Origin of the sequence: Janthinobacterium rivuli, from assembly GCF_009208735.1 — a bacterium.
GTDB lineage: Bacteria > Pseudomonadota > Gammaproteobacteria > Burkholderiales > Burkholderiaceae_D > Janthinobacterium.
Genome location: NZ_WFLJ01000025.1, coordinates 16626 through 40622, shown reverse-complemented (window position 1 = coordinate 40622; position 23997 = coordinate 16626). Strand labels below are relative to the sequence as shown.

27 protein-coding genes, 4 tRNA genes and 1 riboswitch are annotated in these 23997 nt (G+C 63.0%); of the genes, 12 read left to right on the top strand and 19 right to left on the bottom strand.

All coding sequences use genetic code 11. The annotated features are described in order from the left end of the window. The 3 genes from GCN78_RS26575 to GCN78_RS26565 form a co-directional block, all read right to left on the bottom strand. On the bottom strand, nucleotides 1-2514 hold the full coding sequence (locus tag GCN78_RS26575) for a TonB-dependent receptor plug domain-containing protein (RefSeq protein WP_226939840.1): 2514 nt from the start codon (nucleotides 2512-2514) through the stop codon (nucleotides 1-3). Between the two features lie 133 nt (nucleotides 2515-2647). Further along, complete coding sequence (locus GCN78_RS26570) at nucleotides 2648-3412, bottom strand: histidine phosphatase family protein (protein ID WP_152254383.1); 765 nt, start codon at nucleotides 3410-3412, stop codon at nucleotides 2648-2650. Between the two features lie 80 nt (nucleotides 3413-3492). Further along, complete coding sequence (locus tag GCN78_RS26565; RefSeq protein WP_152254382.1) at nucleotides 3493-4893, bottom strand: L-cystine transporter; 1401 nt, start codon at nucleotides 4891-4893, stop codon at nucleotides 3493-3495. Between the two features lie 261 nt (nucleotides 4894-5154). Between GCN78_RS26565 and GCN78_RS26560 the strand changes: the two genes are divergently transcribed. The 3 genes from GCN78_RS26560 to GCN78_RS26550 all read left to right on the top strand — a co-directional run bounded on the left by GCN78_RS26560 (nucleotide 5155) and on the right by GCN78_RS26550 (nucleotide 6513). Then, nucleotides 5155-5532 carry a nuclear transport factor 2 family protein gene (locus tag GCN78_RS26560; RefSeq protein WP_152254381.1) on the top strand — a complete coding sequence of 126 codons (378 nt, stop codon included), beginning with the start codon at nucleotides 5155-5157 and terminating at the stop codon, nucleotides 5530-5532. 13 nt (nucleotides 5533-5545) lie between these two features. Beyond that, the gene (locus tag GCN78_RS26555; protein WP_152254380.1) at nucleotides 5546-5935 is read left to right on the top strand and encodes a hypothetical protein; all 390 of its coding nucleotides are present in this window, start codon (nucleotides 5546-5548) and stop codon (nucleotides 5933-5935) included. 128 nt (nucleotides 5936-6063) lie between these two features. Continuing rightward, a complete protein-coding gene (locus GCN78_RS26550; RefSeq protein WP_152254379.1) occupies nucleotides 6064-6513 on the top strand; it encodes a hypothetical protein in 450 nt (149 codons plus the stop codon). Nucleotides 6514-6525: 12 nt separating this feature from the next. Here GCN78_RS26550 and GCN78_RS26545 read toward each other — a convergent pair whose 3' ends face one another. Continuing rightward, nucleotides 6526-7119 carry an IMPACT family protein gene (locus GCN78_RS26545; RefSeq protein WP_152254378.1) on the bottom strand — a complete coding sequence of 198 codons (594 nt, stop codon included), beginning with the start codon at nucleotides 7117-7119 and terminating at the stop codon, nucleotides 6526-6528. Between the two features lie 67 nt (nucleotides 7120-7186). Beyond that, entirely contained in the window at nucleotides 7187-7444 is a 258-nt protein-coding gene (locus tag GCN78_RS26540) for a hypothetical protein (protein WP_152254377.1), read from the bottom strand. Nucleotides 7445-7558: 114 nt separating this feature from the next. On the opposite strand from GCN78_RS26540, the gene GCN78_RS26535 reads away from it, so the two are divergent. Beyond that, the gene (locus GCN78_RS26535; protein ID WP_226939839.1) at nucleotides 7559-8278 is read left to right on the top strand and encodes an AraC family transcriptional regulator; all 720 of its coding nucleotides are present in this window, start codon (nucleotides 7559-7561) and stop codon (nucleotides 8276-8278) included. A gap of 55 nt (nucleotides 8279-8333) precedes the next feature. On the opposite strand, the gene GCN78_RS26530 is transcribed toward GCN78_RS26535, so the two are convergent. Together GCN78_RS26530 and GCN78_RS26525 are read right to left on the bottom strand one after the other, a co-directional pair. Beyond that, nucleotides 8334-8409: transfer RNA gene (locus GCN78_RS26530), tRNA-Lys, on the bottom strand. Between the two features lie 71 nt (nucleotides 8410-8480). Then, a tRNA-Lys gene (locus tag GCN78_RS26525) sits at nucleotides 8481-8556 on the bottom strand. Nucleotides 8557-8674: 118 nt separating this feature from the next. Between GCN78_RS26525 and GCN78_RS26520 the strand changes: the two genes are divergently transcribed. Beyond that, entirely contained in the window at nucleotides 8675-9133 is a 459-nt protein-coding gene (locus GCN78_RS26520; protein WP_152254375.1) for a MarR family winged helix-turn-helix transcriptional regulator, read from the top strand. After that, nucleotides 9130-10617 carry an MDR family MFS transporter gene (locus GCN78_RS26515; RefSeq protein ID WP_226939838.1) on the top strand — a complete coding sequence of 496 codons (1488 nt, stop codon included), beginning with the start codon at nucleotides 9130-9132 and terminating at the stop codon, nucleotides 10615-10617. Before GCN78_RS26520 ends, GCN78_RS26515 begins: the two co-directional genes overlap by 4 nt. Here GCN78_RS26515 and GCN78_RS26510 read toward each other — a convergent pair. After that, nucleotides 10611-11699, bottom strand: coding sequence for an NADH:flavin oxidoreductase/NADH oxidase (locus GCN78_RS26510; RefSeq protein ID WP_152254374.1), 1089 nt, complete (start codon nucleotides 11697-11699; stop codon nucleotides 10611-10613). The two genes, GCN78_RS26515 and GCN78_RS26510, sit on opposite strands and share 7 nt — an antisense overlap. A 106-nt stretch (nucleotides 11700-11805) precedes the next feature. Here GCN78_RS26510 and GCN78_RS26505 point away from each other — a divergent pair, with 106 nt between their 5' ends. Then, nucleotides 11806-12147 (top strand): ArsR/SmtB family transcription factor, encoded by a 342-nt coding sequence (locus GCN78_RS26505; protein WP_152254373.1) that lies wholly within the window; start codon nucleotides 11806-11808, stop codon nucleotides 12145-12147. 122 nt (nucleotides 12148-12269) lie between these two features. Continuing rightward, the gene (locus GCN78_RS26500) at nucleotides 12270-13400 is read left to right on the top strand and encodes an acyltransferase family protein (protein WP_152254372.1); all 1131 of its coding nucleotides are present in this window, start codon (nucleotides 12270-12272) and stop codon (nucleotides 13398-13400) included. Between the two features lie 36 nt (nucleotides 13401-13436). Here GCN78_RS26500 and GCN78_RS26495 read toward each other — a convergent pair whose 3' ends face one another. The 11 genes from GCN78_RS26495 to ybgC all read right to left on the bottom strand — a co-directional run bounded on the left by GCN78_RS26495 (nucleotide 13437) and on the right by ybgC (nucleotide 19849). Continuing rightward, a complete protein-coding gene (locus GCN78_RS26495; RefSeq protein ID WP_226939837.1) occupies nucleotides 13437-13742 on the bottom strand; it encodes a type II toxin-antitoxin system RelE/ParE family toxin in 306 nt (101 codons plus the stop codon). Nucleotides 13743-13811: 69 nt separating this feature from the next. Further along, complete coding sequence (gene relB / locus GCN78_RS26490; protein WP_152254371.1) at nucleotides 13812-14015, bottom strand: type II toxin-antitoxin system RelB family antitoxin; 204 nt, start codon at nucleotides 14013-14015, stop codon at nucleotides 13812-13814. A gap of 143 nt (nucleotides 14016-14158) precedes the next feature. Beyond that, nucleotides 14159-14234, bottom strand: a tRNA-Lys gene (locus GCN78_RS26485). Between the two features lie 89 nt (nucleotides 14235-14323). Continuing rightward, nucleotides 14324-14399 (bottom strand) — tRNA-Lys (locus tag GCN78_RS26480). 67 nt (nucleotides 14400-14466) lie between these two features. Continuing rightward, nucleotides 14467-15225 (bottom strand): tol-pal system protein YbgF, encoded by a 759-nt coding sequence (ybgF, locus tag GCN78_RS26475; RefSeq protein WP_152254370.1) that lies wholly within the window; start codon nucleotides 15223-15225, stop codon nucleotides 14467-14469. Nucleotides 15226-15360: 135 nt separating this feature from the next. After that, nucleotides 15361-15882, bottom strand: coding sequence for a peptidoglycan-associated lipoprotein Pal (gene pal, locus GCN78_RS26470; protein WP_034759187.1), 522 nt, complete (start codon nucleotides 15880-15882; stop codon nucleotides 15361-15363). Between the two features lie 43 nt (nucleotides 15883-15925). Beyond that, nucleotides 15926-17194, bottom strand: coding sequence for a Tol-Pal system beta propeller repeat protein TolB (gene tolB / locus GCN78_RS26465; protein ID WP_226939841.1), 1269 nt, complete (start codon nucleotides 17192-17194; stop codon nucleotides 15926-15928). A gap of 5 nt (nucleotides 17195-17199) precedes the next feature. Then, nucleotides 17200-18207, bottom strand: coding sequence for a cell envelope integrity protein TolA (gene tolA, locus GCN78_RS26460; RefSeq protein WP_152254368.1), 1008 nt, complete (start codon nucleotides 18205-18207; stop codon nucleotides 17200-17202). 48 nt (nucleotides 18208-18255) lie between these two features. Next, nucleotides 18256-18696 carry an ExbD/TolR family protein gene (locus GCN78_RS26455; protein ID WP_226939836.1) on the bottom strand — a complete coding sequence of 147 codons (441 nt, stop codon included), beginning with the start codon at nucleotides 18694-18696 and terminating at the stop codon, nucleotides 18256-18258. Nucleotides 18697-18711: 15 nt separating this feature from the next. Beyond that, the gene (gene tolQ, locus GCN78_RS26450) at nucleotides 18712-19401 is read right to left on the bottom strand and encodes a protein TolQ (RefSeq protein WP_046682323.1); all 690 of its coding nucleotides are present in this window, start codon (nucleotides 19399-19401) and stop codon (nucleotides 18712-18714) included. Between the two features lie 46 nt (nucleotides 19402-19447). Next, nucleotides 19448-19849 carry a tol-pal system-associated acyl-CoA thioesterase gene (gene ybgC / locus GCN78_RS26445; protein ID WP_099387060.1) on the bottom strand — a complete coding sequence of 134 codons (402 nt, stop codon included), beginning with the start codon at nucleotides 19847-19849 and terminating at the stop codon, nucleotides 19448-19450. Between the two features lie 283 nt (nucleotides 19850-20132). After that, a riboswitch (ZMP/ZTP riboswitch) is annotated at nucleotides 20133-20257 on the top strand. A 111-nt stretch (nucleotides 20258-20368) separates the two neighbouring features. On the opposite strand from ybgC, the gene glyA reads away from it, so the two are divergent. The 4 genes from glyA (at nucleotide 20369) to GCN78_RS26425 (ending at nucleotide 23975) form a co-directional block, all read left to right on the top strand. Beyond that, nucleotides 20369-21616 carry a serine hydroxymethyltransferase gene (gene glyA, locus GCN78_RS26440; RefSeq protein WP_058050318.1) on the top strand — a complete coding sequence of 416 codons (1248 nt, stop codon included), beginning with the start codon at nucleotides 20369-20371 and terminating at the stop codon, nucleotides 21614-21616. A gap of 144 nt (nucleotides 21617-21760) precedes the next feature. Continuing rightward, nucleotides 21761-22225, top strand: a complete 465-nt coding sequence (gene nrdR, locus GCN78_RS26435; RefSeq protein ID WP_071078724.1) for a transcriptional regulator NrdR — start codon at nucleotides 21761-21763, stop codon at nucleotides 22223-22225. A 203-nt stretch (nucleotides 22226-22428) separates the two neighbouring features. Beyond that, nucleotides 22429-23019 (top strand): type IV pilus modification protein PilV, encoded by a 591-nt coding sequence (pilV, locus tag GCN78_RS26430; protein WP_152254367.1) that lies wholly within the window; start codon nucleotides 22429-22431, stop codon nucleotides 23017-23019. Next, nucleotides 23016-23975 (top strand): PilW family protein, encoded by a 960-nt coding sequence (locus GCN78_RS26425; RefSeq protein ID WP_152254366.1) that lies wholly within the window; start codon nucleotides 23016-23018, stop codon nucleotides 23973-23975. Before pilV ends, GCN78_RS26425 begins: the two co-directional genes overlap by 4 nt. The last annotated feature ends 22 nt before the right edge of the window (nucleotides 23976-23997 follow it).

The following is a 23997-nucleotide window of genomic DNA, read 5'->3' as shown; positions in this document are numbered from 1 at the left end:
TTAAAACGTGTAGTTCAGCCTGGCGTAGAAGTACGCGCCATTGACGCCGATGGGGTTGATGAAATTGTAGGGCAGGGCGCCGCCATAGGTGGCGTTGTTCGTTTCCCGCACGCGCTGCGGATAGCGGTCGAGGATGTTGTTGCCGCCCACGCTCACCGTCAGTTGCTTGCTCAGTTTTAACTGGCCTTCCAGGTCCAGCGACCAGACGGCGCCGAAGCGTTGCGCGGGGATGCCGTCGATCAAGGGCGCCTCGTTGTCGTAGGAAAAATCTTTCAGCTCGCCAAAGCGCGTGGCGCGCGCCTGCATGCCCCAGCCGGGCGCCTGCCAGTCGGCGCCGAGGATCAATTTGCTGGTCGGCGACGCATGTTTGATGCGGAACAAACTCGTCTCCGTCAGCAGGGTCAGACTGGGATCGATATTGGTCAGCGCGGCCGAACGTTGGCGCACCTTGTCGAGGCTGGTCTTGTTCAGGTTCAGCGCCGCGTTCAGGTTCAGTTTGCCTGAGGAGAACGCCAGATCGTGGTTCAGCACCACGTCCAGGCCCTTTGTGCGCGTGTCGAGCAGGTTGGCCAGATAGGCCACGGACTGGATGTCGCTGCGGCCATTCGCGGCCAGATAGGCGGTGACGGCGTCGCTTTGCAAGTCGCTCGAGCGCGTGATGCGGTCGCGGATGCGGATCACGTAGGCGTCGACCGTCACGCTGGTGGCGGCGGCCGGTTTCCAGGCCAGGCCCAGCGAGGCGTTGGTCGATTTTTCCGGTGTCAGCTGTTGCGCGCCGAAGCTGCGCGCCAGCGGGTCGCTGGCCGGCAGCAGGGCCGCCGTTTGCAGGGCCGTGCCGTCGGCGTTGAAGTTCAGCGTGGCAAAGCGGAATCCCGTCTGCACGAGGGCCGGCGCGCGGAAGCTGTTCGACAGCGAACCGCGCACGAGGAAATTGTCCGTCACTTTATAGCGCGTGGACAGCTTGCCCGTGCTGGCGCTGCCGAAGTCGCTGTAGTCGGCATAGCGGGCGGCGGCGCCCACCAGCAGGCGCGGCGTGAGGTCGCTTTCCACGTCCGCATACACGGAGCGGATCTGCCGGCTGCCGTCGTAGGCGTCCGACGGGCGCAGGCCCGGCCCCGCCTGCGCGCCCGGCGGTGCATCGGTGAAACTGCCGGCCGCGTACGAAGCGGGGTCGCCAGCCGAGCTGGTGTAGGTTTCGCGCATCCATTCCGCGCCCACCGCCAGGTTCAAGGGCGCGGGCAAGCCGATGTCGATGCTGCGCGTGGCATCGACGTTCAAGGCGTTCTGGCGGAAATCGAAGCCGGCCAGCTTGAAACGCGTAGGGCTGGCCGCGCCCAGCGAAGCATTGACGGAGTGGCTCACGCCGTAGTCAAAGCGGTCGCTGCCGTGGCGCGCGCTGGCGTCCCAGTTCCACGCGCCCGCGCTGCCGCGCACGCCGGCCACGATGCTCAGGTCGCGCTTGTCGCCGTTGGTGACGGGGCGGTAGCCGTTTGGATACAGGGCCGATACGTTCGACGGGTCGCCCGGATAGCGGAAGTAGGCGCTGCCATCCGATGTGCGCTCGTTGAGGGTGGCAAACGAGTACAGGTCCAGGCCGTTGGCCAGGGTGAGCTGGGTGTTATAGAACAGGTAGTGGTTGCGCTGGCGCGAGTCGCCGGACTTGAACACGACCTTGCCGTCGAGCGCCTGGTCCGCCGGCGTGAAGTTGTAGGACGTCCAGCCTGCGTCGCTGGGACCGGCCCGTTCCGTGGGCGAGCGGTGCCGCGTTTCCGCGCCGAAGCGGAAGTATCCCGCCTCGCCCAGCGGCAGGCCATAGTCGGCGTTGACGATGACGGTCTGGCCATCCGTCAGGGTTTGGTCGGTCGGGTCGAAATGCGTGTGGTTGGTGCCATAGCTGACGGAAGCGGCGCCACCCGTGCGGGCTTTTTTCAGCACGATGTTGATCACGCCCGCCACGGCGTCGCTGCCGTACTGGGCGCCGGCGCCATCGCGCAGGATTTCGATGTGGTCGATGGCGTTCGGCGGAATGGCGTTGATGTCGACCGGCACGGTGCCGGCAAAGCTGCTTTCCGTGTCGAGCACGGCGCTCGTGTGGCGCCGCTTGCCGTTGATCAGCACCAGCACCTGGTCCGGCGCCAGCCCGCGCAACTGGATGCCGCGCACGGAGTCCGACGCGCCGCTCGACTCGATGCGGGGGAAGTTGATCGAGGGCGACAGGTTTTGCAGGGCCGCGCCCACGTCGCCCGTCGACAGCGCATTGCTCACTTCGCGCGCGCCGAAACGGTCGATGGGCACGCTGCTGTCGAAGACGGTGCGGTTGCGCGCGCGCGAGCCGACGACGGTGACCTGGTCGATGCTGGCGCCGGGCGTGTCAGCGGTGGCGCCTGCGCTGGCGGTCGCTTGCGCATCCTGGGCCCAGGCGGGCGCAGTGCCCAGCATGGCGCAGGCCAGCACGATGGCGCGCAGCGGCGTGGCGGGAAGGGAATGGGAGGCGGATGAATGGCGCGGATACAAGGCGGTGTCCTTTGGGCTCGATTAGTGTCGGTGTGGAAACAGTTGCCATGAGCTTAAGGGAGGCGCCCGCCGGCGCTAACGATTCTTTCTGGATATGCTTATGCTGTTGTTTTTATGCCTTTATTGCCCTCGCTCAGGATTTCGGCGCGGCCGGCATATCGGGCTGGGCCGTGACGGGTGTGCCGGCCGCCTCCAGTGGCGCGACGAAGTTGCACAGCTCCAGCTGCAGCTTGCCGTGCCTGCCCAGGGCCGGGTTGAAGGCGTACGAGGTGACGCCGCAATTGGGTACGTCGGCGGCCTTGTCGATGGCCAGGATGGCATGCTCGTCGCAGCGTTCCAGCAGGTAGCGGAAGCAATTGACGATGACCTGGTGGCCGACGATCAGCACGCGTTCGCCACGGTACTCGCGGGTGATGGTGTCGAGCACGCTGCGCAGGCGCAGGATGACGTCGCACCAGCTTTCGCCGCCCGGTGGCCGGAAGTAAAATTTGCCCACGTGCTGGCGCTGCTCGTACAGTTCCGGGTATTTGCTGGCGATGCCGTGCACGGTCAGGCGGTCGAGGATGCCGAACTCCTTTTCGCGCAGGCGTTCGTCGGCCGCCACGGAGGCGGGGCTGTCCGCGTCGATGCGCGCCAGCACGGCGTGCGCCGTCTGCCGCGCCCGCACGTAGGGCGAGTACAGCACGACGGTCGGTTGTTGTTCAGGGGGGAGGGTGGCGAACCAGTCGCCCAGCGCTTGCGCCTGGCGCGCGCCCAGCTCGGAGAGCGGGACGTCGACATCGCGCTCGGCGACGGCGATCAGCAGCTGTTTTTCCGCTTCGGCGGCATCGCGCGCCACGTTGCCGGCACTTTGGCCGTGCCGCACGATCCAGATGTGCTGCGGCCATTTCTGTTCCATCGCCTCGGGCCTTCCTCTATGTCTATTGTCAATAAATATAGAGGAAAGCGGCAAGGCGCGGCGCGCCGCTGGATGGCTTCCTAGGCAGCGTGTTCCGCTTCGTCCAGGTCGGGCGCGTCGTCGCTGTTGTAGACGGCCAGGTCGGTCTCGCCCATGACCCGGCTGGTGACGGTGCCGGCCGTGATCGAGCCGCTCACGTTCAGGGCCGTGCGGCCCATGTCGATCAGCGGTTCGACGGAGATCAGCAAACCGGCCAGCGCGACGGGCAAATCCATCGCCGACAGCACGATCAGGGCGGCAAACGTGGCGCCGCCGCCCACGCCGGCCACGCCGACGGAACCGATGGTGATGATGGCGAGCAAGGGCAGCAGGAAGCTGACGGTGAACGGGTCGACGCCGACGGTGGGGGCGATCATCACGGCCAGCATGGCCGGATAGATGCCGGCGCAGCCGTTCTGGCCGATGGTCGAGCCGAACGAGGCGGCGAAGTTGGCGATGCCTTCCGGCGTGCCCAGGCGCTGGGTTTGCGTCTGCACGCTCATCGGGATGGAACCGGCGCTGGTGCGCGAGGTGAAGGCGAAGGCCAGCACGGGGAAAACTTTTTTCACGAAGCGCAGCGGGTTCAGGCCCACGCCGGCGATGATGGCCAGGTGCACGAGGAACATCAGGATCAGCGCGCTGTACGAGGCGACGACGAAATTGATCAATTTCAGGATGTCCGTGTAGCTCGACGAGGCCACCACTTCAAACATCAGCGCGAACACGCCATACGGCGTCAGGCGCAGCACCAGGGTGACCATGCGCATGACGATGGCGTGCGCCACTTTCATGAAGCTTTCGAAGGACGCGAAGATTTCCGGCTTCTTCGCCGCGATGCCCGTGGCCGAGATGCCGATGAAGATGGAGAACACCACCACGGCGATGGTCGACGTCTTGCGCGCGCCCGTCATGTCGAGGAAGGGGTTGGTCGGCACGAAGCTGACCAGCAGTTTCGGCAAGGACAGGGCCTTCGCCGTTTCCAGCGAGCCTTGCAGCTGCACGCCGCGCGCCACTTCGGCGGCGCTCGACGTCAGGCCGACAGCCGTCAGGCCGAACAGCTTGGCCATCAAAATGCCCAGCGCTGCGGCGATGGTGGTGGTGATGAGCAGGGTGCCGATGGTCAGCGCGCTGATCTTGCCCAGGGAACTGGCGTCCTTGAGCTTTAAAATGGCGGAAATGATGGACACCATGATCAGCGGCATGATGATCATTTGCAGCAGCTTGACGTAGCCGCTGCCGACGATGTCGATGTATTCATTGGTGCCCGCGATGATGGGCGAGCCCGCGCCGTACAGCCACTGCACGGCCGCGCCCAGCAGCACGCCCAGGCCCAGGCCCGTGAAGACGCGCACGGTAAACGTCGCGTGTTTGCGCTGCTGGTGGAACATGAAGGCGAAGACGATCAGCGCTACGAGCAGGTTCAGAATGATGTTAATTGCCATAAGTGGGCCTTATCTTGGTTTTATTCGAGACTGCGGAGAGCATGAGAACTTTGCGGCCAGTAATTTTCGCCCCAGCCCGGGGCGAAAGGGCAAGTACTGTACAGTACTATGGTGGCGTTTTGCGCAATACCGCTGCGAATATTACGCTATATAAATATGCTCCACAGGCATAAGTCTTCCGGCGGATTGTGAAAAAGAAGATTTCATGCCAGCATGTTTTGCCTATTTATTAATGTCGTGCCACTTATTAGAAGGAAAAAGATGAATGCTTTAACGGAAGTGCAGGTACTCGATGCGGAAGAGCGCTTGCGCCTGGCCATGATGGCCTCCGACGTGGCTGTGCTGAAAGACTTGCTGGCCGATGACATGTTGTTTACGAATCACCTGGGCCATCTGCTGAGCAAACATGCGGACCTGGCCGCGCACGAGCAGCGCCTGTTGACCATCACGGACTTGCGCGCCTCCGAGCGCCATGTGCGCGTCAACGGCAGCGTCGCCGTCGTTTCCGTGCGCATGCAGCTGACGGGCAGCTATCACGACGTGGAAACGCATGGCGACTTCCGTTTTACGCGCGTCTGGGCGCAGGATGCGGCCGGTGCGCTGCAAGTGATCGTCGCCCATTCCGGCGTCGTGGCTTGAGGAGCAAGAGTTAGTGGATCATCGTTCCAAAGGGCAGCTGTTTGAAGCTGTCATCGCCGCCGGCCCGGCCACCCTGGCCATCACGGCCGGCTACCCCGTGCTGTTGTACAACCTGGTACGCACCTGGGCCGACGCCCCCGGCGCCAATGCCCTGGCCGCCTTGCTGCTGACGGGCGGCCTGTGGGCCTTGCTGGAATTCTGGCGCATCGCCCTGGCGACCGTGGCGCGCAAGGCATACGCGTTCAACTGGCGCTTCTGGCTGGCCATCGCCGGTTTTCTCGCCTGCTTCGTGCGCTTCGTGCCGGACATGCCGGCCGGACTGATGTTGCTGTTGCTGGTGCTGCCGGCGCTGGCGTGGATACATTTCATCTTGCTGCAAGTCAAACGGCCGCGCGGTGCCTGAGTTTCGCATAAGCACGGCAAGCTGTGGCAAGATCGTCATGGCACGGTGCCTGGCTATCGATATAATCATTCCCGCATGCATGGCAACCGCATGTTTGGCGTAACTTCTCTTATTTTGAAAGAATTTCGATGAAAGCTCTCTTTTTGCTGCTGTTCGTATCGGGCGCGGCCATGGCCGATGATGCTGCCATGTTGCAATGCCGTTCGCTGGCCGATATCGCCAGCCGCGTGAAATGCTATGACGCCATTCCATTGGGCGCCGCCGCGCCTGTCGCCGTGCCGACCGCGCAGCAGCGCGAGCAAAGCTTTGGCATGGAAACGGTCAAGCAGCCGAAGGCCGCGGAGGCGCAAGAAAGCAAGTCGATCAGCAGCAGCATCGCCGGCAAGTTCGATGGCTGGAGCGGCAATGAATTGATCAAGTTGAGCAATGGCCAGGTATGGCGCATCGTCGATGGCAGCTCCGCCGTGCTGGCGCCGTTGAACAATCCCAAGGTGACGGTTGAACGCAATTTCATCGGCACCTTCTTCCTGAAGATCGAAGGCACCAACAACTCGCCGAAAGTGCGCCGCGTGCAGTAAGCCGCGCCGGCCTCAGTCGTCGGTGTCGAGCCAGGCGATGCGGCCATTTCCCGCTTCATGCAGATGGGCCAACAGGGCGGTCGCGGCCGTTTCAGGCAGGCTGAAGTCGAACAGCACGTCGTCGCCGTGCGCCACGTTCAGCAGGGTGGCGCCGGCGGCATCGAGTTCGCGGCGCAGCATGCCTTCCATCGCATACGGCACCGTGCAGCGCAGGGGCCTTTGGCGCACGATGGCCGTCTTTTCCGCCTGCAAGAGCGCCTGCGCCACGCTGTCCGTGTAGGCGCGCACCAGGCCGCCCGCGCCCAGCTTGATCCCGCCAAAGTAGCGCACGACGGTCGCCAGCACGCCTTCCAGGTCCTGGTGGCGCAGCACGTCGAGCATGGGCCGCCCGGCCGTGCCGCTCGGTTCGCCATCATCGACGGCTGCCGACTGCCCGCCCGCCAGCAGCGCCCAGCACACATGGCAGGCGCCCGGATGCTGGGCCTTCAAGTCATTGACCACCTGCTGCGCGCTGGCGCGGTCCGTCATCGGCTGCACGCAACCGATGAAACGGCTTTTCTTGATGATCAGTTCGCTGTGGACGGGGGTGGCAATGGTAAACGGCATGGCGGGGGCGAAGGCGGGCAAAGCAGCATGATAGAGGAAATGCGCGCCGGCGACGAGCCGGTGCCGTCTACTTGCCCGATGGCGAGACCAGTTCGCGCAGCGCAGCGTCGCGCACTTGCACAATGTCGAACAGTCCCAGCGCGTGCAGGGCGGGCAAGGCGTCGACAATGTCGCGCTCGGCGATGGCCTTTTCGGCGATGCTGCCGGTCTCGTCCAGCCATAGCCGGGCATTCGCCAGGAAGGCGCCCACCGTGCCCTTGCGTACGGTGACGCCATTGAACTGGCCCTGGTTTTGTTGATCGGGTAAGACGTCTTCTGCGCGCATGGTGAACTCCTGAACGATGGAAAGACTCCACTGTATGATGGCCGGATTGTCTAGCCTGCGTTGTTTATGTCATTCGATACCTCAAATCCGCCAATCTTGCCGCCGTTGCGCGCCATGCACATTTCCCAGCCGCAGGAACGGGTGACGGCGGCCCACCGCCATGCCAGCGGCCAGCTGTTCGGCGCCATGCAGGGCCTGCTTTCCGTTGCCGCCGACAGCGGACAGTGGGTGGTGCCGGCCAGCCACTGCGTGTGGATGCCGCCCCATCACGTCCATGCGCTGCGTTCGCATGGCCCGTTTGCTGGCTGGAGCGTGTACGTGGACGAGGCCAGTTGCGCCAGCTTGCCTGCAGCGCCGTGCGTGATGCGCGTCTCGGGCTTGCTGCGCGAAGCGGTGGACCGCGCCAGCAGCTGGGGCGATGGCGCGCTGGAGGCACTGGACGCGCGGCAGGCCCGGGTGGCGGGTGTGATCCTCGATGAGATCGCCGCCTCGCCGCACGAGCCGTTCGGTTTGTCGCTACCCACGGACCCGCGCCTGCTGCGCGTGGCGCGCGCCGTGCTCGATGACCTGGCCGACGAGCGGGGCGTGGAAGCGCTGGCCGCCTGGGCCGGCGTCTCGCCGCGCACCCTGGCGCGCCGTTTCAGGATCGAGACCGGATTTACGCCGTCCGCCTGGCGCCAGCGCGCCCGCATCCTGCGCGCCCTGGAACTGCTGGCCGCCGGCCAGCCCGTCACGACGATCGCGCTGGACCTGGGCTACGACAACGTCAGCGCCTTCATCGCCATGTTCAAGCGGGTGATGGGGGTGACGCCGGGCAGGTATGGGGAAGAATAAGCTGGCGCGCAAAGCAAAAAAGCCAACCGCGAACGGTTGGCTTCTCTGAAGTATTTGGTAGGCCGTGCGGGATTCGAACCTGCGACCAACGGATTAAAAGTCCGCTGCTCTACCAGCTGAGCTAACGACCCAAAAACTTTACTACTGAACTGCGGTAACGCTGTGCCGTATCAACATGCTTGCCATGCTGACGGCTGAATCTTGGTAGGCCGTGCGGGATTCGAACCTGCGACCAACGGATTAAAAGTCCGCTGCTCTACCAGCTGAGCTAACGACCCAAGGGCGGCTATTATGACGGCCAACGGCGGTTTTGGGAAGGGCGGGAATGGAAAAAACCTTGCGCAGCGCTTGGGGGCGGACTAATATAGGTAGATAGTCTACCTACTTATATATTCCATGCCCACGACCGAAGACCCTCCCATCCCCGAGCGCGCACTGGCGCTGTCCGACGAATTGCGCACGGCGTTCAAGCGCCTGCTGCGTACCATGCAGCGCGAAGGGGGCGAGCTGGAGGGCGGCGTGTCGATGATGCAATATATGCTGCTGGCGCTGATCCACGAGCAGCCCGGCATCGGTGTGGCCGCGTTGGCGCGCCTGCAGAACGTGCGCGGGCCGACCGTCAGCGCGCAGGTCAAGTCGCTCGAAGAGGCGGGTCTCGTCGAGCGCGGCGCGCCCGATCCGCAGGACCGCCGCCGCTCGGGCCTGCAGGTGTCGGCCGAAGGCTTGCGCATTCTTGAGACCCTGCGCGCGCGCCGCCGCGATGCGCTGGCGCGGCGCATCGCCCGCCTGACGCCGCAGCAGGTCGAGGCGCTGGCCGCCGCCATGCAACCCTTGCTTGAGATAGGCCAGGCATGAGCGGCCACGAACAAGCTTCTGATGCTGTCAAACCCGTCACCGAACGCGAAGTGCGCGCCATCTACCTGGGCTTGATGGCCGTGCTGGGTCTCGGTGCGCTGGACCAGAGCATCGTCGCCACAGCCTTGCCGCGCATCGTCGACGACCTGGGCGGCATGGCGCACCTGTCGTGGGTGGTCACGGCGTATGTGCTGGCCTCGACGGCCACCATGCCCCTGTACGGCAAGCTGGCCGACCAGTACGGCCGCCGCCCCATGATCTTCACGGCCCTGTTGACGTTTTTGCTCGGTTCCGTGCTGTGCGCACTGGCGCAGAACATGACGGAGCTGATCATCTTCCGCGCCATCCAGGGCCTGGGCGCGGGCGGCTTCATGCCGCTGGCGCAGATCATCATCGGCGACATCGTGCCGCCGGCCGAGCGGGGCAAGCGGCAAGGCATGGTGCCCATCGTGTTTGCCGTCACCAGCGTGCTGGGGCCCGTGCTGGGCGGCGTGATCACGGACGCCTTGTCGTGGCACTGGATTTTCCTGGTCAACCTGCCCATCGGCGCGGCCGCCTTTGTCATCATCGCGCGCGCCATGCGCAAACCCGTGCGCACGCATGCGCACAAGATCGATTATCTTGGCTCGGCCTTGCTGACGGGCGCCATCACGGCGGCCCTGCTGGTGCTGGCGCTGGGCGGCACCGAGTGGCCGTGGGATGCGCTCGCCATCAAGGTGTGCGGCGGGGTCGCGCTGCTGCAGGGTATCTGGCTGGCCTTCCACGTGGGGCGCGTGGACGAACCCGTGCTGCCGCCCGACCTGTTCGAAAACCGCACCTTTAATATTGCCAGCCTGGTGATGGCCATGACCTTCATGGGCCTGATGGGCGCCAGCGTCTTCTTCCCCCTGTTCTTCCAGCTGGTGATGGGCGCGAGTCCCGCCGAATCGGGCGTGATGACGGTGGCGATGATGGTGGGGCTGGTGGCGTCGTCGATGTTCAACGGCCGGGTGCTGTCGCGCTCGGGCAAGTACAAGATGGTGCAGGTGGCGGGGCTGGCGGCGGCGCTGCTGGCGTTTGCCGTGCTGGCCTGGGCCATGGCAACGTCGCGCGGTTATTGGGTCATCGAGCCGGCCATCTTCCTGCTCGGCACGGGACTGGGCCTGGTGATGCCGAACATGACGATCGCCGTGCAAAATGCCTTGCCGCTGGCGCGCCGCGGCGTGGGCACGGCCATGCTGGCCTTTTTCCGCTCGCTGGGCGGCTTGCTGGGTGTGACGGCGTCCGGCGCCATCCTCGCGCACCAGCTACATAGCCATGGCGTGGAAGCCGTCTCGGCGCTGGGCGCGCACGCGGCGACGCAGACGGTGGACGTCTACCGCCATGCCATCGCCAGCGTGTTTGGCGCCGGCGCCGTGCTGCTGCTGGTGGGACTGGTCTTCCTGCTGTTTCTGCCGGAACTGCCCCTGGAGGGGCATCCGGCAACGGTCAAGGACAATCAGTAGCGTTCCAGCCAGTGCGCATACGGCGCCGGCAGGGTCCACGAGGCACGCTCCACGCCGAGTTCCTTGGCGGCAAAATATGCCCAGTGCGGATTGGCCAGGTGCGCCTTGCCCACCATCACCACGTCCAGCTGTTCTTCCTTGACGACGCGCTCGGCGATGGCCGGCGTGCCGAAGCCCCAGGCGGACGAGACGGGCACACCCGCTTCGTGGCGCACGCGCTCGGCGATCGGGCCCATGAAGGCCGGGCCCCAGGGAATTGCCACGTCGGGAATCGTGAAGCCCATGCTGACGCTGAGCATGTCCATGCCGGCATCCTTGAACTGGCGCACGAGGGCTATCGATTCGAGCAGGGTTTGCTCATCGCGGCCGTCGAACTCCAGTACGCCGAAGCGGATCGTCAGCGGCAGGTGCTCGGGCCACACTTCACGCACGGCTTTCAAGGTTTCCAGCAAGAAGCGGCTGCGGTTTTCCAGGCTGCCGCCATAGATATCGTCGCGCTGGTTCGAGTGGGCGGAAAAGAAGCTTTGCGCCAGGTAGCCGTGGGCGAAGTGCAGTTCCAGCCATTCGAAGCCCACTTCGCGGGCGCGGATGGCCGCGTCGACGAAGTTCTGGCGCACGCGGGCGATATCGTCGAGGTCCATGGCGCGCGGCACCTTCGGCAGGCCGCCGCCAAAGGCGATGGCGGACGGGGCGATGGTTTGCCAGCCGCGCGCATCGCCTGCAGGAATATGGTCGTCGCCTTCCCATGGGCGGTTGGCGCTGGCCTTGCGGCCCGCATGGGCGATCTGGATGCCGGGCACGGAGCCGGCCGCCTTGATGGCCTTTACCACCGGCACGAAGGCTTGCGCCAGGTCATCGTTCCAGATGCCCGTGCAGCCGGGCGTGATGCGGCCTTCCGGCGCCACGGCCGTCGCTTCGACGATCACCAGCCCGGCGCCGCCACGGGCCATGCCCGCGTAGTGCGACAGATGCCAGTCGTTGACCTGGCCATCGACGGCCATGTATTGGCACATGGGCGGCACGGCGATGCGGTTGCGCAGGGTGATGCCTTTGAGGGTGTAGGGCTGGAAGAGGGCGGACATGGTGGCCTTTATGGTTTGTTGATGAGTAAGGTGCTGCAATAGATTCGTTAGTTCGTAAATATTCGAATAATGGAATTAGTATAGCGCATGCTGTATGATTCTGCACATGCGCCCACACAAACATCCCCCCGCCAGCGAATTCGTGCTCGAGCGCGTACTCTACGCCCTGAGCGATTCCATCCGCCTCGACATCGTGCGCCACCTGGCCAGAGTCGACGCGGCCGCCTGCGGCGACCTCGATGGCGGGCGGCCGAAGTCGACCGTCTCCCACCATTTCAAGGTCTTGCGCGAAGCGGGCCTCGTCCACACGGAAAACGCGGGCACGACGCACATGAACACCCTGCGCCGCGCCGATATCGAGAGCCGTTTCCCCGGCTTGCTCGATGCCATCCTGGCGCAGCAGCCACAGTCCGCCGAGTCGCAGGAGGCGGGCGGGCAGGGAATCTAGCCCCCTGCCGTGCCCCGCCATTTGCCAGGCTCGGCTATCATGTCGGCCTTTCGGTAAATCCTCAGCCGCGCGCCTGTTGCGCGATAGGCTGGCGACACTACCTGGCATGGCAAGGATAGGGAATGACGGCAGCAGCAGTGGTATCACAGGCGGACCTGGCACATCGTCCGCAGTTTGGCTGGATCAATGGGTTGAAGGCGGGCGCGGCGCAGTTGATCGTGTTGCACCACCTGGCGTTTTACGGGCCCATGTCCGATTACGTGCAGCCCATGTGGCCCGAGTTGCTGGACTGGCTGGGCGGCAGCGCACGTATCGCCGTGCAAGTGTTTCTCGTCATCGGCGGCTTTCTCGTCGCCAAATCCCTCTCGCCCGCCGGCAACCCAGGCATTGCCGCGCCGCTGCAAGCCATCTGGCGCCGTTATGCCAAGCTGGCGCCGCCTTTCCTGGCCGCCACCTTGCTCGCGGCCATCATCACGCCCGTGGCCGGCATCTGGATGCTGCACGATTCCATGTCGGCCGCCGTCACCCTGGGCCAGTTGAGCGCCCACGCCTTGCTGCTGCACGGCGTGCTCGGCTATGAATCGCTGTCGGCCGGCGCCTGGTATGTGGCCATCGATTTCCAGTTGTACCTGCTGACGGTATCGCTGCTATGGCTGGGTGGCCGCCTGGCGGGCCAGCGGCGCGGACACTGGCTGATGCCGCTGGCCGTCACCGCGGGCATCACCTTTTCCCTGCTGTATTTCAATCTCGACGCTGGCTGGGACAATTGGGCGCCGTATTTCTTCGGCAGCTATGGCTTGGGGCTCATGGCCTGGTGGGCCAGCGACCCGGCCCGCAAACCCGGCGCCATGACCGTGCTCATGGCCATGGCCGCCGTGCCCGTCCTGCTGGCCCTGGCCGTCGACTACCGCAGCCGCATCGCGCTGGCCCTGATCGTCGCCTGCGCGCTGTTCCTGTTCGGCCGCGCCCGCACCCCGTCGCAGGGCCGCGCCTGGCGCATCGTCAATACCCTGGGGCGCATTTCGTATGCCGTGTTTCTCGTCCACTTTCCCGTCAGCCTGCTGGTCAATGCCTTGTTTGTCACGTATGCCCCGCTCGAACCGGCATGGCAGGCCCTGGGCATGCTGACGGCCTGGAGTGGCAGTCTGGCGGCCGGGGCCGCGTTTCACCGCTGGGTGGAGGTGCCGCTGGGGCGGGTGATGGGCGGTGTGCTGGCGCATCTGGCGGGAAGGCCGGCGTTGGCGTCGCGTTAACGACTGGTGTCCAGCATGCCGGTAGGGGGGGGGGGCTCAGGGGTATCGTTGCCGTGTATGCATGACGGCAAGAATTTCTATCGCGCTTGCTTCAACGCGATATACGACGACATAGTTTGGGTGGGCTACCAGTTCCCGCATGCCGGCAACTCTTCCGGTTCGGTACAAATGAGGATGATGTGGAAGTTGGGAGATGACGTTGTCGATGTCGTTGTAAAGCTGAAGTGCTGCTGGCGGGTTGCGCTGCGCGATGTAAGTAAGGATCGCGGTCAAATCTTCCTGCGCTTTAGAGCACCTATCAAAACCTACTGCGCGTCGTAATTTGCGGTCTGCGATGCTCACTGTACCTTCGTACAGTTGCGCTTCTCAACCACAACTTACTTCCGCTCGCTACGGTTTTGTTAGGCGTTGTTAGCCTTCCATCGAATCGGCAGCATGGTCATCAGGCTGGGCTGTGACGATTTTCCTCAGTTGCGCCATGACCGTTGCATGTGGACGGGCAGGGCGGTCATCATTTAGTGATGACAATACCTTTGCGCGAAACCAGTGGTCATAGGTTTCGGCTGCTTCCGCTGTCTCAAATGCGGACGTGGTCGAGGGTAGGAGGCCGTTCATGATTGCCTGATTATACGACAGTTCGACAGGGGCATATCGCAGGTGGCAGGGTGTTTGATTTGTGTCACCGCTGGCATCCCGTGCGGGTGATGCCATTGAAAACAAAAAAGCCAACCGCGAACGGTTGGCTTCTCTGAAGTATTTGGTAGGCCGTGCGGGATTCGAACCTGCGACCAACGGATTAAAAGTCCGCTGCTCTACCAGCTGAGCTAACGACCCAAAAACTTTTTACTGCAACTTCGGTAACACTGTGCCGTAAAAAAATGCTTGCTATAACAACTCGCAAGCAGATCAGTACTGCGTATTCGTGGTAGGCCGTGCGGGATTCGAACCTGCGACCAACGGATTAAAAGTCCGCTGCTCTACCAGCTGAGCTAACGACCCGAAGAAGAAAGATTATAGGGGGTGCCCGGGATTCTGTCAAACCGAACGGGCAACTTTTTCCCCGTTTTTACTTTTTACCGGCCCGTTCCTTGGCAGCCTGGGCCGCGCTGGAGTCCGGGTAGCGCGAGATCAGCGCGTTCAAGGTCTTGGTCGCGTTCGGCTTATCCTTCAGCTCCGTGTAGCAGCTGGCGATGTTGAGCATGGCGTCGGCCGCCTTCGGGCTGTCCGGGTAGTGTTTCAGCACTGCCTGCTGGGCCGTGATGGCGCTCTTGCAGTCGCGCTGGGCGTAATAGGCGTTGCCCAGCCAGTATTGCGCGTTGGCCGCGTAGGCCGATTCCGGATAGCGCTTGACGAAGGCGTCCAGGGCCGTGACGGCGCCCTTGTAGTCGCCCGACTTGAACAGGCCGAACGCGGATTCATACGCGCTTTGCTCGGACACGCCCACGGCCGCTTCCTGGCCGTCGATGGTGACCTGGCGCGGCTCGAGCTTGCGCAGGCGCGCGTCGATGTCGGTGTAGAAATCCTTCTGGCGCTTTTGCACAGTCGCCAGGTCGTTGCCCAGCACTTCGATCTGGCCGCGCAGGCGGGCGATCTCTTGCATGGTCTGATCATGCTGGTTGAGCATGCTCAGGGTGCTGGTCTTGTCCGCCTTGGTATCGATGCGGCCGTTCAGGTCGCGCGCCATGGCGTCGACCTTGGCGCGCAGCTCGAGGATGGCCTTGCGTGCTTCGTCGTCATCGAACAGGGCGGCGTTGGCGTGCAGGGGCAGGTAGGCAAACGCGGCCATCAAGGCGGCGGCGACGCCGGCTTTCGAGAATGTCATCATGGGTCGGGCTTTCAAAGGTTACGCAAAACATGCAAACGGGGCGCCGGGCGGTGAATCACCGCGCTGCGCCCCATTATTATGCCTATGACTGGCCAGTTAGGTAAGCGTCAATGCTGCCGCGCTCACCCGTCAACATCAATAAACGATGTCAGCGCGGCGGTTTTCTGCCCATGCTGCTTCGTTGCTGCCTTGAGCTTTAGGCTTTTCTTTGCCCAGCGACACGGCTTCCATTTGGCCTTCTGGCACGCCCAGGGCGGCCATCGACTTGCGCACGGCTTCAGCACGTTTCTGGCCCAGGGCCAGGTTGTACTCGGCGCCACCGCGTTCATCGGTGTTACCTTGGATCAGGATCTTGCGGCTAGGCGTTTTCACCAGGTAAGCAGCGTGGTTTTGCACGACTGGGGTGTCCGCTTCGCGCACGACGTACTTGTCGAAGTCGAAGTAGATGCTGCGGTTAGCCAGCACGCCTTTTGGATCGTCCAGTGGATCGACCGATGCGGTCGTCACTGGCTGAACTTGACGGGTGTCAACTGGAGCTGCGACTTTTTCAGGAGCGCGCTCAACCACTGGGGTTTCTGCGACTTTGACTGGGGTGCTGCAGGCGGACAGCAGGGCTGCGGTAGCGGCGATGAAAGCCAAACTTTTAAAGTTACTCATTTTTATTCTCCGGGTCATGGTTAAAGGTGAAACTGTACAGCATTTACTTCATAAAAGGACCCCAGGTGGGCTCCTTGATATTGCCAGCTTGCGTAGTCAAACGCTGTTTGACGCGGCCATCCACCGATACCACTGCCAGCGACTTGCGTCGTCCGGATTCGGTCGCGTACATGATATATTTCCCGTTGGGCGAAAAGCTCGGTGATTCGTCGTTGGCGGTGTCCGACAGGCGCAGTTCCTGGCCACTAGCCAGGTCGAGCGCGTAGAGCTGGAAATTGCCGTCGCGACGGGAAATATAAGCGAGAGTCTTCCCGTCGGACGAAATCCGCGGGCTGATGTTGTAGGAGCCGCCAAACGTCACGCGCTTGGCTTCGCCGCCGCTGACCGACATGCGGTAGATTTGTGGTCCGCCGCTGCGATCGCTGGTGAAATAAATGCTTTGGCCATCGGCCGAGAATTGCGGTTCCGTATCGATGCCGCTGCTGGTGCTGACGCGGCGCAAGCCGCTGCCGTCGGCATTGACGGTGTAGACCTGGGTATGGCCATCGCGCGACAGGGCCACGGCCAGGCGTGAGCCGTCCGGGCTCCAGCTTGGCGCCGAATTGCTGCCTTTTTCATTCGAGACGATGGTGCGCTGGCGCGTCACCAGGTTTTGCACGTAGACGATGGGCTTTTTCTTTTCAAACGACACATACGCGACCTTGGTGCCGTCCGGCGACCACGACGGCGAAATGATCGGCTCGTTCGAGCGCAGCGCGACCTGGATGCCTTCGCCATCGGCGTCGGCGATTTCCAGTCGGTACTCGCGGCCCGATTGCGTGACGTAGGCGATGCGCGTGGCGAACGCGCCCTTGACGCCCGTCAGCTTTTCATAGATATCGTCGGCGATCTTGTGCGCCAGCAAGCGGTTGAACTGCGGCGCGGCCGCATTGTTCATGCTCGAGATCTGCGCACCCTTGATGGTGTCGAACAGCTTGTAGCGCACATCCAGGCGGCCATCGGCCATGCTTTGCACGCTGCCGGCCGCCAGCGCGTCGGCGCCGCGCGACTTCCATTGCTCGTAGCTGACGGGCGCCGTTTCCGATACGGGCGCATCGGCGTCGATCAGCTTGAACACGCCGCTGCGCGCCAGGTCGGCCTTGATGATGCCGGACAGCGATTGGGGCGCCGCCGATTCATTGACGAAGCTGGCGACAGCCACCGGGATCTGGTTGCTGCCGATCCCCGTAATCTCCACGCGCAGCTGCGCCTGGGCGCCGGCGGCTCCCAGCATCAGGCCGGCACAGAGCACGACATAGCTCATTTTTTTCATGGTCATCATTTAGGCAAATCCTTCATCTCGAATATGAGTTCAATCTCGCGTTCCACGGTGCCGTCTTTTTTCTTCGGCAGTGGCGACGATTTATTAATGGCGTTTTCCACCGAGCTGTCATACGCCGGCAGGCCGCTACTTTTAATCTTTCGGACCGAAATAATTTCCCCAGTTGGCAGTTGCTCGATCTTGAACACGGCGCGCGGGTTGCCCGGCACGTCCGTGCTACCGCTGTACGCGATATTGCTCTTGATCTTGCTCGTCAGGGCAGCGACATAGCCGCTGTCCTTGCGTGGCGCGGTCGCTTTCGCGGCCGTGCCCGTTGTGCCATTGCCTGCCTGCGCCATCAACCGCTTCATGTCATCGGCACGCAATTTGTCGGCTGCCGCTTTTTCAGCCGCCGCTTTCTTGGCCTTGGCCGCTTTTTCCGCCGCCGCTTTTTTCTCGGACAGTTCTTTCTCGGCTTTTTCTTCCGCCGCTTTTTCTTTCTCTTTGGCTTCCTTGGCTTTCTCCAGCTTGTCGGCCTTTTCTTTTTCCAGCTTGGCAGCCTTGTCTTTTTCTTTCTGCTTCTGTTTTTCCAGTTCGCGCTTTTCTTCCTCGCGTTCCTTCAATTCCTGCTTGCGGCGTTCTTCCGCCGCCGCTTTCTCTTCCTTCAGCTTGGCCTTCTTGCGCTCGAGGGCGATTTCCGCTTCGCGCAAGTCGACCTTCGGCTCGGGCGCGGCCACAGGCGGTGGCGGCGGCGGGGCCGGCTGTTCCACTTCGGGTTGCGGCGGAGGCGTCGGCTCCGGTTCCGTCGCCACGTCGGGCGGCGGCGCGGCCGTCTGTACTTTCAGGTCCCAAACTTCCGCCTCGACGGCGACAGGCTCCGTATTTTGCCAGTGTACGCCCACCCACAGGAAAAACAGCAGGCCAAGGTGCATCGCCAGCGCCAGGCCCAGCGAGGGCCAGCGGCTGCGTTCGCGCGGCACGCTGTAGGGCTTGCCGAGTACATGGTCGATTTGTTTGGTCTGCAAAGTCTAGTCTATCTAAAAACGGTCAAGTCTGGAAACAGGGTGCTGCGCTTACTTGGTGGCCAGGCCGACGCGGGTAATGCCCATCTTTTTCGCTTCCGAAATGAGCTGGATCACATCGTCGTACTTGCTTTCCTTGTCGCCCGCGATCATCACGGGATAGTCAGGATTGCTCTCGTGCAAACCGCGCAACTTGCGCAGCAGGGCGTCGCGGTTCGGTTCCGTTTCCGGCGCCAGCTGTTCTTTGCCGATCACGCCGATCGACAGCGAACCATTTGGTTTCAGCACGATCTGAATATAGTCATCGGGCGGTTTCGCCGACTTTTCCGCGTTGGGCAAGTTCACCACGCTGGGATTGTTCGACGACGGCATCACCATGAAAATGATCAGCAGCACCAGCATCACGTCGATGTAGGGCACGACGTTGATCTCTGACTTGAACTTGCGGCCACGGCCGCCGCGCATGCCGCCGCTATTGAATGAGGAACCCATGGACCTTGCTCCCTCTTAGCGCGACTGGCGCTGCAAGATGTTGGAGAATTCCTCGACGAAGCTCTCGAAGCGGATCGCCAGGCGGTCGATATCATGCGAAAAACGGTTGTAGGCGACGACGGCGGGAATGGCCGCGAACAGGCCGATGGCCGTGGCGATCAGCGCTTCGGCAATGCCGGGCGCGACGGCGGCCAGCGTGGCTTGCTGCACGTTGGCCAGGCCGCGGAAGGCGTTCATGATGCCCCAGACGGTACCGAGCAGGCCGATGTACGGCGAGACGGAACCGACGGATGCCAGGAAGGCCAGGTGCGATTCGAGCACGTCCATTTCACGCTGGAAAGCGGCGCGCATGGCGCGGCGTGCGCCGTCGAGCACGGCGCCCACGTCCAGCGCTTCGCGCGAGCCGTAGGAAGCCTTGCCCTTGATGAATTCGCCCATGCCGGCGTCGAAGATGCGGGCCAGCGCGCCGCTCTGGTCGCGGTTGCCGCTGGCGTTCTGGTGCAGCGCATGCAGGTTGCCGCCGGCCCAGAAGCTGCGTTCAAATTCGATGGTCTGCTTGCGCGCCTGGCGCACGGCAAACATCTTGCGGAAAATGTAGGTCCAGCTGGTCAGGGAAATCAGCAGCAGCAGGGCCATGATCAGTTGCACGATCAAATGGGCATTGGTGATGAGCGCGAGGAAAGAAAGATCTTGTGTAACGTTCATTGGCTGGCAGTCTGTTGGGTGAATTATCCGGGGGTGGCGGTAGGGCTCAGGCGGCGCGCATGCGGGCCGCGACTGCATCAGGCACGGCGCGCGGGCGCAGTGCCGAGTCGACGCAGCCGATCTTGACGCGGGCCGTGTTGAGCAGGCGGTCGCCGCACCAGGCTTGTTGCAGGAAAACGATGGAGGCGCGCCCCATTTTTTCTATGCTTAAGGTTAATCTTACCGTGTCATCGAGCCTGGCTGGCGCATGATAGTCGGCGTTGACGCTTTTGACAACGAACATCGCGTCGTGCTGTTCCAGCAATGCCTGCTGGCCCACGTCGATGGCGCGCAGCCATTCGGTGCGCGCGCGCTCGAAGAATTTCAGGTAGTTAGCGTAATAGACGATGCCGCCGGCGTCGGTGTCTTCATAGTAGACACGTACGTTCCAGGTAAAGACTGAAGGCATGTTTATTGCGCCAGTAGTGAGATTGAGCAACATTTTACGCGATTTTTCTTCTTGTGACTGTGGGCGCTTGCTGGAAAGCCATGCAAAAGCTGCATATAAGTTGCACCGCAGCATTGTAAAACGCAGGGCTGCAATGGCAAGCCCCGTAACATACGCTTACATGCCGTCGCAAAGTTTACGTCCAGCTTAAGACCGTGGACGGGCGCTGCCCGGGCGGGGATTATAGCCGCACGGTTGCATTCCTTGCTCAATTTGGGCACTTAACTTACAATTTGATTTCCATTCCGTCTCACGTGACTGGCGAAAAGTCGGGCGATCTCCATGGATGGCGATCGGCAAACCGGCGAAAGGTGGGCACCCACCGGGAAACGTGAGATTTTTCATCAGCCGTTCGCCTGGGTAGCCACTATGGAAAAGCACGAAGAGGCTGCCTGTTCAATGTTGTTATTCAATTAACGCCGGCTCCCCTCATTCGATCCAACCTGCCAGTACAAGCACCCTCATACTTGGAGTTTTTACATGTTTGCAAAAGATCATACCCTCGCCAACGTCGACCCTGAATTGTTCGCCGTCATTCAAAAAGAGAACACGCGCCAGCACGACCACATCGAACTGATCGCGTCGGAAAACTACACGTCGCCAGCCGTCATGGAAGCGCAAGGCTCGCAGCTGACGAACAAGTACGCCGAAGGCTATCCGGGCAAGCGCTACTACGGTGGCTGCGAATACGTCGACGTGGCCGAGCAACTGGCCATCGACCGCGTGAAACAGCTGTTCGGCGCCGAATGCGCGAACGTGCAGCCGAACTCCGGTTCGCAGGCGAACCAGGGCGTGTTCTTCGCCATGTTGAAACCAGGCGACCTGATCATGGGTATGTCGCTGGCCGAAGGCGGCCACCTGACCCACGGCATGCCGCTGAACATGTCCGGCAAATGGTTTGACGTCGTGTCGTATGGCTTGACGGCGGAAGAGGACATCGACTACGAGGCGATGGAACGCCTGGCCCGCGAACGCAAGCCGAAACTGATCATCGCCGGCGCGTCGGCGTTCTCGAAAAAGATCGACTTCGAACGCTTCGGCAAGATCGCCAAGGAAGTTGGCGCCTACTTCATGGTCGACATGGCCCACTACGCGGGCTTGATCGCCGCCGGCCTGTACCCGAATCCGGTGCCGTTCGCCGACTTCGTCACCTCGACCACGCACAAATCGCTGCGCGGCCCGCGCGGCGGCATCATCCTGATGAAGGCTGAACACGAAAAAGCCATCAACTCGGCCATCTTCCCCGGCATCCAGGGCGGCCCGCTGATGCACGTGATCGCCGGCAAGGCTGTCGCCTTCAAGGAAGCGCTGAGCCCTGAATTCGTCGAATACCAGAAGCAAGTGATCAAGAACGCCGACGTGCTGGCGAAAACCCTGATCAAGCGCGGCCTGCGCATCGTGTCCGGCGGCACCGAATCGCACGTCATGCTGGTCGACCTGCGCGCCAAGAACCTGACGGGCAAGGAAGCTGAAGCCATCCTCGGTTCCGCGCACATCACCTGCAACAAGAACGGCATCCCGAACGACCCGCAAAAACCGTTCGTCACCTCGGGCATCCGCCTGGGCAGCCCGGCGATGACGACGCGTGGTTTCAAGGAAGCGCAAGCGGAAGAAGTGGGCAACCTGATCGCCGACGTGCTGGACAATCCGCATGACGCCGCCACCATCGAGCGCGTGAAAGCGGCCGTGAAAGTACTGGCCGACGCGCATCCGGTATACGCAGCATAATTATTTGTCCAGAATGTGTCATACGGAGTAAGATTCTGTCTGACACATTCCAGTCGTGCCCAAGGGCGCCCGGAGTGATTCGGGCGCCCTTTGTACAAGGGCGGCGATTTCCCGTAATTATTACTATAAAGTTGTAGCCAGCCCATGAAATGTCCATTTTGCCAGCACGGCGACACCCAGGTTCTCGATACGCGCGTATCGGAGGAAGGGGATGCCATTCGGCGCCGCCGCCGCTGCGGCAAATGCGACAAGCGTTTTACGACTTACGAACGCATTGAACTTATCATGCCGGCCGTCGTCAAAAAGAATGGCAGCCGGACGGAGTTCGCTGCGGATAAGTTGCGCGGCAGTTTGATGCTGGCCTTGCGCAAGCGTCCCGTCGCGGCCGCCTCTGTGGATACGGCCATCGCCTCCATCCAGGAAAAACTGCTGACCAGCGGCTTGCGCGAAGTCGATTCCGGCTATATCGGCGAGCTCGTCATGCAGGAACTCAAGCGCCTCGACAAGATCGCCTACATTCGCTTCGCCTCCGTCTACAAGAATTTCGAAGACCTGGCCGAGTTCCAGGATGCGATCGCCGAAGTGGGACAGGCGCGCAGCAAGCCCTGACGCACACTGTGCCGACAACGGGGCCGAGGGCCCCGTCTTCATCACGCCAGCGTTCGCCTGGCAAGCGGTCTGATCAATACCAACCCTGTTTTTTACCTTATCGCCGTGCTGTTTGCGCCAGCGCAGCCCCGGTTCTTTGCGTCCGCCTATCTTGTAGCTGGGCCGCCTGTTCTTGCGACCGTGTCTGCGGAAGGGAGTAGCGCATGCGCAATGGTGGTCGCGAGATATTTTCTGCGGGTGGCAGCAGCCTCGTCGAGGTGCTCGTGTCGCTGCTGCTGTTGGCGCTGGGCCTGCTGGGCGCCAGCATCCTGCAACTGCACTCCCTGCGCGCGCGCCATGAGTCCGCGCTGCTGTCGGTGGGCGTGCAACTGGCCGCCGGCATGGCCGAACGCATGCGTGCGAACAGCGTGCTCATGAATGGCCCCGATACGGGCAATCCCTACCTGAGCGTGGCCTACGCGGCGGCGGACGATGCCGAAGCTGGCGGCGGCGCGCCGGACTGCTTCGGTGCCGCCGCCTGCGGCGCGGCCGAACTGGCGCAATTCGACATCGCCGAATGGAAGCTGGCGCTGCATGCGGCCTTGCCCGGCGCGCGTCTGCATATCTGCCGCGATGCTTCCACGTGGGATGTCGCCTCGCAAGGCTTGCACTGGGCGTGCAGCGGCGGCAAGGGCGCGCCCATCGTCATCAAGCTGGGCTGGCGCGCCCGTTCGCCCGACGGTTCGCCCGCCGTGAATGGGGCAGGCGAGTCGCTGCCCAGGCTGGCGTTTCAGCTGGGTGGAGGCGGCGCATGAACGGCCGGCATCGTGGCATGAGCCTGGTCGAATTGCTGGTGGCCCTGTCGCTGGGGACGCTGCTGATGCTGGCCGCCAGCACCATGTTGCTGGCGGCCAGCGGCAGCTATGGCGACCAGTCCGCCAGTGCGCGCCTGGATGACAATGGCCGCTATGCGCTCGACACCATCGCCCGCGCCGTGCGCCAGACGGCTTACGTGAACTGGGACAGCAGCGCCGCGCCCGTCGCCCATGCCGATGACGACAGCGCGAATATCGCCGGGCTCGACGCGCACAGCCTGGGCAAGAACAGCGAGGGCATCAGCGGCGCGCTGCCCGGCGCCCTGTATGGCAGCGACGTGCTGGCCCTGCGTTATTACGGCGCCGGCAAGGAGGCGGGCGGCGATGGCTCGGTGCTCAATTGCGCGGGCTTCGGCGTGGGCGCCGCGCAAACGGAGGCGCAGCGGGGCTGGAGCATTTTCTATGTGGCCCAGGGCGCCGATGGCGAGGGGGAATTGCGCTGCAAATACCGTGGCGCGAACGGCTGGGGCGCGGACGCCGTCATCCGCGGCGTCGACGCTTTCCAGGTGCTGTATGGCCTCGACACGGATACGCCGCCCGACGGCGTGGCGAACCGCTATGTCAACGCGAGCGCGCTCGATGCCTACGATGCGGCGCTGGTGCTGGCGGGAGCGGATGCGGCCGCGCGCCAGCGCGATTTTTACCGGCGCACGCACTGGAAGCGCGTGGCCAGCGTGCGCGTGGCGCTGCTGTTGCATGGCGAGGCGGGCCAGGCCGACAAGATGGCGGAACTGGGGCCGGCGCAGTTCGACCTGTTCGGCCAGGCGTATGCCGAGGCGCACGGCGCCGGCGACACGGGCGTGCGCATCGCGCGCGCGTCCTTGCCCGCCGCGACGCGTTCCAGACTGCGGCAACTGGCGCAGACGAGCATCATGTTGCGCAACGGGCCGGTCTAGGCGGGCGGCGCAATGGCCGGCG